This is a genomic window from Kribbella sp. NPDC050124, assembly GCF_044460355.1.
Classification (GTDB): Bacteria; Actinomycetota; Actinomycetes; order Propionibacteriales; family Kribbellaceae; genus Kribbella.
The window spans coordinates 139,291-151,198 of sequence record NZ_JBITJU010000006.1 but is presented as its reverse complement, the minus strand read 5'-3'; the positions used below and the strand labels follow the sequence as shown (position 1 = coordinate 151,198).

The following is an 11,908-nucleotide window of genomic DNA, read 5'->3' as shown; positions in this document are numbered from 1 at the left end:
GCGAGCGGCGGAGGTGCGCTTTCAGGAGCGACGTTGCATGGTGCCAGGGTAGGGAAGATCCGGCGAGTCCGCCCGTGAATTATCCGGCCACCGCTGGTGATCGGAGGTACCATCGAAGTGCCTGGCCCGGCCGTTCCCCCGTGATGGTCGGGTCAGGTTTTTTCGCGCCCGATGTCGAGAATCCGGTGCTGGCTCCGTCGCTGGTGTAGACCCCGACGAGAGGAAGTCACCATGTTGCTCGAGAACAAGACCGCGATCGTGTACGGCGGTGGCGGCGCGATGGGCGGCGCGATCGCCCGGGCCTTCGCCGCCGAGGGTGCCGGCGTGCACCTGGCCGGGCGGACCCTGGACAAGCTGGAGAAGGTCGCCGCCGAGATCGACGCCGCCTCGGTCAGCGTCGTCGACGCGTACGACGCGGACGCGGTCAACGAGCACGTCGCGTCGATCGAGGGCCGGATCGACATCGTGTTCAACGCGGTCAGTGTCCGGGAGAAGCAGGACGTACCGCTCGTCGACCTCTCGGTGGACGACTTCGTCCGCCCGGTCGAGGATGCCGCGCGGACCAACTTCATCACCGCGACCGCGGCCGCCCGCCGGATGATCGCGCAGCGCGGCGGCGTGATCATGATGCTGTCGTCGTCGGCCGCCCGCGAGTCCGGCGCCGACTTCGAGATGGGCGGCTTCAGCCTGGCCTGCGCGTCCATCGAGTGCCTCACCCGGGCAATGGCCGGCGAGGTCGGCCAGTACGGCGTCCGCGTCGTCGCCCTCCGCCCGAACTTCACGCCGGACACGCATCCGGAGTGGAACATCCCCGAGGGCGGCCTCGACCACCTGCTCAAGGGCACCGCACTGCGCCGCCTGCCCCGGATGGCCGAAGTCGGCGCCACCGCCGCCTTCGCCGCCTCGGACCACGCCGGGCCGATGACCGGCGCCGTACTCAACCTCTCCTGCGGCGCAATCGTGGACTAGCCCACTTGCCGCCGCCGGCCGGGGCTTGACAGCACCGGCCGGCGGCGGGTTGACTGCGACATAGTTCACAGAGGAAATAAAATAGGAACCGGTCCGAAGTCGGTGGCTCAGAGCGACTTCGGGCTGGACTGTGGTGTGCCCGGATCCGGTGGCGAGGCCATCGGATCAGTTCGCGTTTCCCGGCTATTGGTTGCTAGGAGCAACTCGCGGAATCCCTTATGAACAAGGGGTTTCAGGGGTTCGGTCAACATCTGGTCTCGGGCCGGGCGAGGCTCTTCCGCTGCACCGGGTTCTGTGTCATCCTCCCGGAAGTAGAGCCCGGGATCCTATCGGATATCGGGTTGGAAAGGATGGGGAGTGAGCACAACACTGAAGCCGGCGGCGCCGTCCAGGCCGGTCCGCCCCGAGGCGGTGAAACCCGCCCGGTTACCACGCGCGAGCCGCCGCACCCAGGCCCGGCGCAGCCTGCGCCGGCACTGGCAGCTGTACCTGCTGGTGATCGTCCCGCTCGCGTACTTCGTCATCTTCAAGTACATCCCGATCGCGAACGCGGTGATCGCGTTCAAGAACTACAGCCCGGTCAAGGGCCCGTGGGGCAGCGAGTGGGTCGGGTTCCGCAACTTCGAGCTGTTCTTCGCCAACCCGGTGTTCTGGACGCTGGTGAAGAACACCTTCATCCTGGCCGCCTACACGGTGCTGGCCAGCTTCCCGATCCCGATCATCCTGGCCATCGCGCTGAACGAGATCCGCAACGGCCGGTTCAAGAAGACCGTCCAGCTGGTCACCTACGCGCCGTACTTCATCTCCACCGTCGTGGTCGTCTCGATGACGATCCTGGTGCTGTCGCCGCGGCTCGGTTTCGTCAACGACGCGATCGGCTTGTTCGGGGTCCCGGCGGTCGACTTCCTCGGCAACCCGGACTACTTCCGGCACATCTACGTCTGGTCCGACGTCTGGCAGACCACCGGGTACTCGGCCGTCATCTACCTGGCCGCGCTGGCCGGCATCGATCCGGCGCTGCACGAGTCGGCCAAGATCGACGGCGCCAGCCGGCTGCAGCGGATCTGGCACGTGGACCTGCCCGGCATCATGCCGACCGCGGTGATCATCTTGGTGCTCGGCGTCGGCAACATCATGTCGATCGGGTTCGAGAAGGCGTTCCTGCTGCAGAACCCGCTGAACCTGGCCCAGTCCGAGATCATCGCCACCTACGTCTACAAGACCGGCCTGCTGAACGCCGACTTCAGCATGGCGACCGCGATCGGGCTGTTCAACTCGGTGATCAACCTGTTCCTGCTGCTCGGCGTGAACTTCGCCGCAAAGCGCATCACCGGAAACGGACTCTGGTCATGACGATCTCCCTGCAAGGATTCCGCCGTACGACGGAACGCCCCGAGTCGACCGTGATCGCGGAGACCCGGACCGACAAGATCTTCCTGGCCGGCGTCAGGGTGATGCTCTGGATCGCGCTGATCCTGGTGCTGGTGCCGATCGTCTACATCGTCGCGAACTCGTTCAGCAGCGCGTCCGCGGTCAGCGCCGGACGGGTGCTGCTGTGGCCGGTCGAGCCGAGCCTGCAGGCGTACAAGGTGGCGTTCGGCGACCCGCAGATCATGCAGGGCTACCTGAACTCGTTCATCTACGCGGCCGGCGGCACGCTGATCAGCGTCACCCTGACGATCGCGATCGCCTACCCGTTGTCGCGCCGTACCTTCTTCGGCCGCAACGTGATCATGAGCCTGCTGATCTTCACCATGCTGTTCTCCGGCGGCCTGATCCCGACCTACCTGGTGGTGCAGGACCTGGGCATGCTGAACACCCGGTGGGCGATGGTGATCCCGAGCGCGATCGGGGTCTGGCAGGTGATCATCGCGCGTACCTTCTTCCGCTCGACCATCCCGGACGAGCTGTACGAGGCGGCCACCATCGACGGCGCCAGTGACCTGCGGTTCCTGTGGTCGATCGTGCTGCCGCTGTCGAAGCCGGTGATCGCGGTGATCGCGCTGATGTACGCGATCTTCCAGTGGAACAGCTACTTCGACGCCCTGGTCTACCTGAAGGACCCGAGCCTGTACCCGCTGCAGATCGTGCTGCGGAACGTGCTGATCCTGAACACCGTCACCGGTGGCTCGACCACCCAGAACCTGGCCCAGCAGCTCGAACAGCAACAGCTGGCCAATGTCCTCAAGTACGCGCTCATCGTCATCTCGAGCCTGCCCGTACTGATCATCTACCCGTTCGTCGCCCGCCACTTCACCAAGGGCGTGATGGTCGGCGCGGTCAAGGGATAACCAACGAAAGGGAACACAGCAATGCGCTCAACCATGAGCAGGATGGCCGCTCTGGCAGTGGCCGGCACGCTCGCCCTGGCGGCGTGCAGCTCGGACAAGTCGGCGCAGGGGGCGGCGAACGAGACGAGTGCCGACGGCAAGGTCGTCATCGACACCTTCACCCCGGCCGACCAGAACACCAACCTGGACACCAACCAGGTCACCAAGATCATGAGCGACAAGTTCAAGATCCAGTTCCGCTGGCAGAACACGACGTACGACGCCGGTCCGGCCAAGGAGAAGCGGCAGATCGCGCTGGCCTCCGGTGACTACCCGGACCTGTTCTTCCTGATCCCGTGGGTCGACGCGTTCACCCAGGCCGAGGTGCTCAAGCTCGGCCAGCAGGGCGTCGCCGTACCGCTGGAGGACCTGATCAAGGAGAACGCGCCGAACATCCAGAAGGCGCTGGACTCCAACAAGACCTACAAGGAGATGTCGACCGCGCCGGACGGCCACATCTACGCGCTGCCGCAGTGGGCCGACTGCTACCACTGCACGTACCCGGACAAGCTGTGGATCAACGGCGCCTGGCTGAAGAAGCTCGGCCTGCAGGTGCCGAAGACGACCGAGGACCTGCGCAAGGTGCTCACCGCCTTCAAGACCCAGGACCCGAACGGCAACGGCAAGGCTGACGAGATCCCGATGACCACCGACGTCCAGGACAGCAGCCTGATCGCGTACCTGATGAACGCGTTCGCCTACGACCCGGTCGGCGCGAACAACGGCGTCCGGTCGCTGGTCACGCTCGACGGTGACAAGGTCGTGACGCCGGTGACGTCGGCGGCGTGGAAGGAGGGACTGAAGTACATCAACTCCCTCTACAAGGAAGGCCTGATCGACCAGGCTGCGTTCACCCAGAACGCGCAGGCGCTGCAGGCCCAGGGCAACAACCCGAAGGCGGTCGTGCTCGGCTCGGTGCCGGTGCTCTGGCCGGGCATCTTCGTCCAGCTCGACTCCAAGGACGGCCGGGACAAGCAGTACGACGCGGTGCCGCCGCTGACCGGTCCCGAGGGCAAGAGCTACACCGGCCTGAACTACCCGACGTCCACCGGCTACACCTTCATGCTGACCAACAAGGCCAGCAAGGAGGCGCAGGTCGCGGCGATCAAGATGCTGGACTGGATCTACACCGACGAGGGCCAGATGATCACCAACATGGGCCCTGAGAACGTCGGCTGGACCAAGCCCGGCCCCGGTGACATCGCGCTCGACGACAAGGTCAAGCCGATGTACAAGCCGAAGCAGGACGCGCCGAAGAACATCAACTGGGGCGCGCTCGGGCAGTACAACAACACGCTGGCCTACCGCAACGCCCAGGTCGTACCGGCCGACATCTACACCGGCGCCGGTCTCGAGCGGCGGCTGTTCCAGGCGACCAAGCTGTACGAGGGTCACGAGGACAAGGCGCAGTGGTTCCCGCAGACCTCGGTCTGGCCGGACCCGAGCCTGAGCGGTGAGCTCGCCACCCTGCAGACGAACCTGAACAGCTACGTGAACCAGAACCAGCTGGCCTTCATCACCGGGTCGAAGAACATCGACGCCGAGTGGGACGCCTACGTGAAGGGTCTGGACAGCACCGGGATGACCAGGTACCTGCAGATCCAGCAAGAGGCCTACGACAAGTACAAGTCCGGGAGCAAGTAACTCCTATGTCCCACGCACTGTGGTTCACCGCCGCCGCGCCGGACTGGTTCGAGGCGTTGCCGCTCGGCAACGGTCACCTCGGCGCCAAGGTGTTCGGCCGGATCGGGGCGGAGCGGATCGCGCTCAACCTCGACGACGTCTGGTCCGGCGACGGCCCGCGCACGCTGACCGTGACGGACGGTCCGCAGGCGTTGGCCGACGTACGGCGGCTGTTGCTGGTGGACCGTGATCAGCTGGCGGCGACGGAACGGACTCGAGCCCTGCAGGGGCCGCTGGTCGAGTCGTACCAACCGCTCGCCGACCTGCTGATCCGGGCAGCGGGTGCACCACAGGACGGGGAACCACAGGACTACCGGCGGAGCCTGGACCTCCGCACGGGGACCGCCGCCGTCGACTACACGGTCGACGGCGTGCGGTTCCGCCGGGAGGCGTACGTCTCCACACCGGACCAGGTGCTGGTGTGGACGATCACTGCCGACCGGCCGGGCTCGATCGACCTCGACCTGGAGCTGACCAGTCCGCACCCGATCCGGGCGGAGGTTGCCGACGGCACCTATGGGGTGGTCGGGCACGCGCCGTCGGATCTCACCATCGAGTACCGGCAGAGCCCGGACCCGATCCGTTACGAGGAGGGGCGCGGGATCGGTTTCGGTGTCGCGCTGCGGGTGCACAACGCCGGCGGCTTCGTCGCTGTGAGCGAGGAGGGCGTCCAGGTCCGAGCGGCCGACAGCTTGACGGTGTTGTTGTCGGCGGCAAGCACGTTCGCCGGGTGGAAAGTGCCGCCGGGGCGGGATCCGCTCGTGGCGTTGCGTGAGGCAACCGACGTACTCGATCGCGTCAACCTGGAGAAGGTGCGGGAGCGGCACGTCGACGATCACACTGCGCTCTATGAGCGAGCTGAGCTTCAGCTGGGCGAGTCGAGCGATCTCCCCACGGATCAGCGGATCCGGGCGGTCGCGGCCGGTGGGAACGATCCGGATCTGGTCGCGCTGACGTTCAACTTCGGCCGGTACCTGCTGATGGCGTCGTCCCGCCCCGGGACGCAGGCGGCCAACCTGCAAGGGATCTGGAACCAGGACCGCCGGCCGATGTGGGCCAGCGACTGGACCAACAACATCAACACCCAGATGAACTACTGGCCCGCCGATCTCACCGGTCTGGGGGAGTGCTTCGACCCGCTGACCGACCTGATCGAGGGCCTCGCCGAGTCGGGCGCGGAGACGGCCCGCATCCTGTACGACGCACCGGGCTGGGTGTCGCACCACAACGCCGACATCTGGCGCGCGACCTGGCCGGTCGGCGAAGGCGGCGACGACCCGGTGTGGGCGATGTGCGCGACCTGTGGTGTCTGGCTGACTGCGCACCTGATGGAGCACTACCGCTTCCAGCTGGATCGGGACTTCTTGCGTGATCGCGCGTACCCGCTGATCGCGGGTGCGGCCGAGTTCGTGCTGTCGATGCTGGTCGAGGATTCCGACGGGCGGCTGCAGTTCATCCCGTCGACGGCGCCGGAACACCATTTCGTTCTGCCGTCCGGCGACAAGGCGTCGGTCGATCTCACGTCGACGTACGACATCTGGCTCATCCGCGAACTGTTCGCCAACCTCGTGGAAGCCGAAGCGGCGCTCGGGCTAGGCAGCGACCTCGCAACCCGCGCGCGAGAAGCCCGCGAACGCCTTCCGGAGATCGGAACGACGCCCGACGGTCGGCTGCTCGAATGGCCGACGGACTGGCAACCGTCCGAGACCGACCACCGCCATCAGTCGCACCTCTATGGCCTCTATCCGGGCGCGGAGATCGACCCGGCGCGTACGCCGGAGTGGGCCGCGGCGGCACGTGCTTCGTTGGAGTTGCGGACCAAGGGGGCGACGAACGGCGGTTGGACAGCCGCCTGGTTGGTGGCGCTGTGGGCGCGGCTGCTCGAGCCGGAGAAGGCGTCGGCGGTGATCCAGGACTATCTGAGCCGGCTGGTCTCGGACAACCTGTTGCACCGTGACGGCGACATCTTCCAGATCGACGCGAACTTCGGCATGACCGGCTGCATCCCTGAGTTGCTCATCCAGAGCCACACCGACACCGTCCGGCTGCTGCCGGCGCTTCCGGCGGACTGGCCGGACGGCTCGTTCAGCGGTCTGCGGGCTCGTGGTGGGCTGGTGTTCGACGTCAGCTGGCAAGGCGGGGTTCTGACCGCTGCGTCGGTGTGTGCTTCGCAGTCCGGTACGTACCGGATCGCCTTGCCGTCCGGGGAGCGGACGGTCTCGCTGGAAGCCGGTCAGAAGGTGGACCTGGTAAGGGCTGCCTAACCAAAGTTGTTGTATCCTCACGTCCGTGAAAATGCGCATCGTAATAGCCGTTACGACGACCCTGCTCGTGCTGGCCGGGTGCGGCAGCAACGACACCGCGAGTACGGACACCGGGCCGGGTGACACCGAGGTGGCGACCGGCGGGCGGTTGTTCAAGACCGCGGACGAGGAGACCGCCAAGCTGGGGTCGGACGCGCAGCCGGGCGCCTTTCCGCGGACGGTGAAGCACGCGCTCGGTGAGACCAAGCTCGAGAAGAAGCCCGAGCGAATCGTCGTCCTGGACAGCGGTGAGCTCGACGACGTGCTCGCGCTCGGCATCACGCCGGTCGGGATGGCGACGACCGCGGGCCAGGCGGGGGTTCCGTCGTACCTGGCGGACAAGGCGCAGGGGATCAAGACCGTCGGCGGGATCAGCGAGCTGAACCTGGAGGCGATCGCGGCGCTGAAGCCGGACCTGATCCTGGGCAGCAAACTGCGGGCCAACGACCTGTACGACCAGCTCAGCGCGATCGCGCCGACGGTGTTCAGCATCCGGCCCGGGTTCCCGTGGAAGGAGAACTTCCTGCTGGTCGCGGACGCGGTCGGCGAGGAGGACAAGGCCACCGGGATCCTGAACGACTACCAGAAGCGCGCCGACGAGGTGAAGTCGAAGGTGCAGGGCACGCCGACGATCTCGCTGGTCCGGTTCCGGCCGGGGGAGATCCGGCTGTACGGCAACCTGTCGTTCATCGGCGTGATCCTGAAGGACATCGGCCTGCCGCGGCCGAAGATCCAGGACGTGCAGGACCTCGCGGTCGAGGTGTCGCAGGAGAACATCTCGCAGGCCGCCGGCGACTGGATCTTCTACTCCAGCTACGGCAAGCCGGCAACCACAGCCGAGAACACCGTTGTCAACGGCAACCTCTGGAAGGCCCTGCCGGCAGTCCAGAAGGGCCAGGTAGCCCGAGTCGACGACGAAGTCTGGTTCCTGGGTCTCGGCCCGCTGGGAGCCATGGACGTCCTCACAGACCTCGAGAAATTGTTGGGGCCCAAGGGGTAAGAACAGAAACCCGCCCCTCCGCTCCGCTCCGGGGCGAACCCGTTGAGTGGTCAGTCTTGGACTCGGCCTCGGTCGGTTACCTGGATGTTGGGGGCGTGGTGGGAGACGGCTTTGGCTAGGTCGTCGTACGGGAGTTCTCGGCCGAGGACTTCGGTGGTGCCGGGCCAGGGGCGGGAGGGGCCCCAGGACTTGGAGTTGTGGGGCAGGGGGTCGTCGTCGTGCAGGAGGACGACCAGGTACGGCGCCCACCACTCGCCGCCGTCGGGGTTCACCTCGTGTCGTTCGATCCGGCAGACGCCGCGGACGTCCGCCCACGGAATTGTCCGCGGCTGCTCGCCACCCAGGTAGATCCCGGCCTCGTCGATCGTCAGCAATACGTCCTCGTCGTCGGCCTCGCGCGACTCCTCGAACGCCGTCACGGCGCCGACCAGGAGCAGCACCGGCAACCCGACCGCGAAGATCAGCGGCATCCCGCCCCAGGACAGCCAGACGGACTCGAGCGGCTCGCGGACCGACTCGCCCTTGATCAGCTGGACCACCACGAGCAGCGCGGTGAGCAGCACCATCAGCCCGAACAACAGCGTGCCGAGGTACAGCGCAGTCTTCGTCGTGCCGAGTCCGCGGCGCTTCACGACGAACGGCTGCGTGGTCTGCTCGGGCGGCATACCGGCATTGTCGGGCGCATCCGCCGTACGCACCAGCACCCTCACGCAACCCTAATCATTTCGGTCCGTACCACTCGTCCGTAGGGATGAAATGGCCCCTCCTGAGCGGACGCGGACTTTGGTAGGACGCGGCCGTCCGCAACAATCACTGCATGCCGGACCGCCAGACCGCCGTCGCTTCCCCGAAGCCGCCGACGCGCAGCCCAGTCCGCCGGCGCCGGAAGGGCAGTATGTGGCGCCGCGGCTGGCTGATCGCGTTCCTCGCCGTGCTGTCCGCTCTGCCGCTGCTGTTCCACCGCTGGGTGCCGAACTCGATCGGCAACCTCGGCAGTCTGCTCGACACGTTCCTGCCCTGGGTCGGCCTCGCCGTACCGATCCTGGCCGTCGCCGCGCTGGTACGCCGTTCCGCCACAGCCGGCGTCGCGCTGCTACTGCCGACGATCGTCTGGGGCCTGATGTTCGGCAACCTGCTGATTCCCGGCAAGGGTGGCGGCGCCTACGACCTGCGGGTGCTGTCGCACAACGTCGACGCGGCCAACCCGGATCCGCAGAAGACCGCGCAGGACCTGCTGCAGGCCGACGCCGACGTGATGGCGCTGGAGGAGATCACCGCGGCGGACATGAAGATCTACAAGGCCGCGTTCGCCGAGGAGTACCCGTACGAGGTGTCCCGGGACACGGTCGCGCTCTGGTCGAAGTTCCCGGTGGAGGAGAGCAAGTCGGTGGACGTCGGGTTCAAGTGGACCCGGGCGTTGCGTGCCGAGGTCAGCACGCCGGAGGGCAAGGTCGCGGTGTACGTCGCGCACCTCGCGTCCGTCCGGGTCGGCGCCAGCGGCTTCACGTCGGACCAGCGCAACGACACGATCAAGGCGCTCGGCCGGCAGATCGCCGACGAGAAGCTGGCCGGCGTGGTCGTGATGGGTGACTTCAACGGTACGGCGACCGACCGCAGCCTGGCCCCGCTCACCGCCGGACTGCGTTCGGCGCAGGGTGCGGCGGGCTACGGGTTCGGGTTCACCTGGCCGGCCAAGTTCCCGATGGCGCGGATCGACCACATCATGGTGCGCGGCGTCACCCCGACAAAGGCCTGGGTGATGGGCGACACCGGCAGCGACCACCGCCCCGTCATCGCCGAGCTCCGCATCTAGTTGTCCGCGATGCCCTTGCGGTACGCGTAGCGGACGGCTTCGGCGCGGTGCCGGGCGCCGATCTTGGCGAAGGTGTTGTTGATGTGCGTCTTCACGGTCGCCTCGCTGATGTAGAGCCGCCCGGCGATCTCCGGGTTGCTCAGTCCCTGCGCGATCAACCGCAGTACTTCGGTCTCCCGCGCGGTCAACCCGTCGGTGTCCTTGGCCCGGCCGGGGCTCAGCCCGGCGACCAGCCGGCGGGACACCTCGGGGTCGAACGTGGACTGACCGGCCGCGGTGGACCGGAGCGCGGCCCCGATCTCGGCCCGGCCCGCGTCCTTGGTGAGGTACCCACGGGCTCCGGCGCGCAACGCGGTCGCGATCGAGTCGTCGTCGGCGTACGTCGTCAGCACCAGGACGGCGACGTCCGGGAAGCCGGCCGTGATCCGGGCCGTCGCCTGGACCCCGTCCAGGACCGGCATCTTCAGGTCCATCAGCACGACATCAACCGCGCCCTGAGCTACAAGGTCGACGGCCTCGACCCCGTTCGCGGCCGCGCCAGTGACCACGATCCCGTCGAGCAGGCCGAGCAGGGCGACCAGTCCCTCCCGCACGACCTGCTGGTCGTCGGCCACGACCACCCGGATCACCTCACTCATCAGGCACCTCCGCGACCACCAGCCAGTCGTCCCCGTCCGGACCCGCCGTCAGCGTCCCACCGACCAGGGCCAGCCGCTCCCGCATCCCCGCCAGCCCGAACCCCTTCCCTGTCGTCACACCCTTGTTCCGCACTGTCAGCCGTACGCCGTTCTGAAACCCGAGGTCGACGTCCACGCGCTGCCCCGGCGAGTGTTTCGCCGCATTCGTCAGCGCCTCCCGCGCAGCGTTCAACAGTGCGACCGTGACACCGGACTCGGTCTGTGCCTCGCCTCGCACGGCCAGCCGGACCGCCACTCCGTGATCCGCCTCGTGCTGCTCGGCCAGGGCCGCCAGCGCCTGCGGCAGTTCGGGTACGTCGTCCGCCCGCAACGCAGCCACAGCGTTCCGCGCCTCACTCAACCCTTGTACGGCGAGTCGTCGCGAACGGCGGATGTGGTCCAGGGCGGCGGCTCGGTCGTCGCGTTCGTCGAGCAGCGCCTCGGCCAGTTCGAGCTGCACGCTGAGTGCGCCGAGCGAGTGGGCCAGGACGTCATGGAGATCACGCGCGATCCGCCCGCGTTCCTCGAGCGCGGCCGCGCGGGACTGCTGACTCTGTGCGCGACGCGTCTGTTCCAGCAGTTGCTCGGTCTGCCGGACCTGGATCTCGTACTGCCGCCGGTTCAGGCCGAACGCGGCCAGGACCGCGGTCCACAGCAGTTGGCCGAAGTACCAACTGTCAGGTTGGTCGAACCACCAGGCCGAGAACGCGAGCGCCACCGCCAAACCGATGCCGGTAGCAACGATCGGCCGGTTCCCGTACCGCTGGAAATCCATCACCGCGATGTCGGCGATGGAGACCAGGACCAGCACGAGCGCGTTCGAGCCCTCCATGCCGGCGATCAGCGCGTTGCCGACCGCAACCGACGCCAGCAGACCGAGCGCGATGGTTGGGCGAGCCGTCATCAGCACGGTGCCGGCGAGGAACACGGCGAGGCCGCCGCCGAGCACGAACCAGGCCCACGCCTCGACCGGACGCGAGGTCGACAGCACGGCGACCGCGACCACGGTGGTCAGGCCACGCCCCAGCCAGCCACTCTCCCCGTGCAAGGTCAGGGTGTGCCTCAGCTTCCGTGACGTCACAGCGGCACCCTACGCAGCCCGGCCGCGCGGCCGCACCGGCCACGGGTGGAGA

10 protein-coding genes are annotated in these 11,908 nt (G+C 67.4%); 7 read left to right on the top strand and 3 right to left on the bottom strand.

What is annotated here, in order from left to right; genetic code table 11:
* Window positions 1-231 precede the first annotated feature (231 nt).
* From ACIBL3_RS17050 to ACIBL3_RS17025, 6 genes are all read left to right on the top strand, one after another.
* Window positions 232-969, top strand: a complete 738-nt coding sequence (locus ACIBL3_RS17050) for an SDR family NAD(P)-dependent oxidoreductase (protein ID WP_396354333.1) — start codon at window positions 232-234, stop codon at window positions 967-969.
* A gap of 357 nt (window positions 970-1,326) precedes the next feature.
* On the top strand, window positions 1,327-2,322 hold the full coding sequence (locus tag ACIBL3_RS17045; RefSeq protein ID WP_396354332.1) for an ABC transporter permease: 996 nt from the start codon (window positions 1,327-1,329) through the stop codon (window positions 2,320-2,322).
* Window positions 2,319-3,260 carry a carbohydrate ABC transporter permease gene (locus ACIBL3_RS17040; protein ID WP_396354331.1) on the top strand — a complete coding sequence of 314 codons (942 nt, stop codon included), beginning with the start codon at window positions 2,319-2,321 and terminating at the stop codon, window positions 3,258-3,260. Before ACIBL3_RS17045 ends, ACIBL3_RS17040 begins: the two co-directional genes overlap by 4 nt.
* A gap of 42 nt (window positions 3,261-3,302) precedes the next feature.
* The gene (locus ACIBL3_RS17035) at window positions 3,303-4,943 is read left to right on the top strand and encodes an ABC transporter substrate-binding protein (RefSeq protein WP_396354330.1); all 1,641 of its coding nucleotides are present in this window, start codon (window positions 3,303-3,305) and stop codon (window positions 4,941-4,943) included.
* Window positions 4,944-4,948: 5 nt separating this feature from the next.
* Window positions 4,949-7,246 carry a glycosyl hydrolase family 95 catalytic domain-containing protein gene (locus ACIBL3_RS17030; protein ID WP_396354329.1) on the top strand — a complete coding sequence of 766 codons (2,298 nt, stop codon included), beginning with the start codon at window positions 4,949-4,951 and terminating at the stop codon, window positions 7,244-7,246.
* Between the two features lie 31 nt (window positions 7,247-7,277).
* Window positions 7,278-8,285, top strand: a complete 1,008-nt coding sequence (locus ACIBL3_RS17025) for an ABC transporter substrate-binding protein (protein WP_396354541.1) — start codon at window positions 7,278-7,280, stop codon at window positions 8,283-8,285.
* A 50-nt stretch (window positions 8,286-8,335) separates the two neighbouring features.
* Here the strand turns inward: ACIBL3_RS17025 and ACIBL3_RS17020 are convergent, their stop codons facing one another.
* Window positions 8,336-8,995, bottom strand: a complete 660-nt coding sequence (locus tag ACIBL3_RS17020) for a hypothetical protein (protein WP_396354328.1) — start codon at window positions 8,993-8,995, stop codon at window positions 8,336-8,338.
* Window positions 8,996-9,102: 107 nt separating this feature from the next.
* Between ACIBL3_RS17020 and ACIBL3_RS17015 the strand changes: the two genes are divergently transcribed.
* On the top strand, window positions 9,103-10,098 hold the full coding sequence (locus ACIBL3_RS17015) for an endonuclease/exonuclease/phosphatase family protein (RefSeq protein WP_396354327.1): 996 nt from the start codon (window positions 9,103-9,105) through the stop codon (window positions 10,096-10,098).
* On the opposite strand, the gene ACIBL3_RS17010 is transcribed toward ACIBL3_RS17015, so the two are convergent.
* Window positions 10,095-10,736, bottom strand: coding sequence for a response regulator (locus ACIBL3_RS17010; protein ID WP_396354326.1), 642 nt, complete (start codon window positions 10,734-10,736; stop codon window positions 10,095-10,097). The two genes, ACIBL3_RS17015 and ACIBL3_RS17010, sit on opposite strands and share 4 nt — an antisense overlap.
* On the bottom strand, window positions 10,729-11,856 hold the full coding sequence (locus tag ACIBL3_RS17005) for a sensor histidine kinase (protein ID WP_396354325.1): 1,128 nt from the start codon (window positions 11,854-11,856) through the stop codon (window positions 10,729-10,731). Before ACIBL3_RS17005 ends, ACIBL3_RS17010 begins: the two co-directional genes overlap by 8 nt.
* Window positions 11,857-11,908: the final 52 nt, after the last annotated feature.

What these genes read in the sequence shown, in the direction of transcription:
- ACIBL3_RS17050 (WP_396354333.1), top strand. Translation starts at nt 232, where the DNA reads ATGTTGCTCGAGAACAAGACCGCGATCGTGTACGGCGGTGGCGGCGCG.
- ACIBL3_RS17040 (WP_396354331.1), top strand. Translation starts at nt 2,319, where the DNA reads ATGACGATCTCCCTGCAAGGATTCCGCCGTACGACGGAACGCCCCGAG.
- ACIBL3_RS17035 (WP_396354330.1), top strand. Translation starts at nt 3,303, where the DNA reads ATGGCCGCTCTGGCAGTGGCCGGCACGCTCGCCCTGGCGGCGTGCAGC.
- ACIBL3_RS17030 (WP_396354329.1), top strand. Translation starts at nt 4,949, where the DNA reads ATGTCCCACGCACTGTGGTTCACCGCCGCCGCGCCGGACTGGTTCGAG.
- ACIBL3_RS17025 (WP_396354541.1), top strand. Translation starts at nt 7,278, where the DNA reads ATGCGCATCGTAATAGCCGTTACGACGACCCTGCTCGTGCTGGCCGGG.
- ACIBL3_RS17015 (WP_396354327.1), top strand. Translation starts at nt 9,103, where the DNA reads ATGCCGGACCGCCAGACCGCCGTCGCTTCCCCGAAGCCGCCGACGCGC.
- ACIBL3_RS17010 (WP_396354326.1), bottom strand. Translation starts at nt 10,736, where the DNA reads ATGAGTGAGGTGATCCGGGTGGTCGTGGCCGACGACCAGCAGGTCGTG.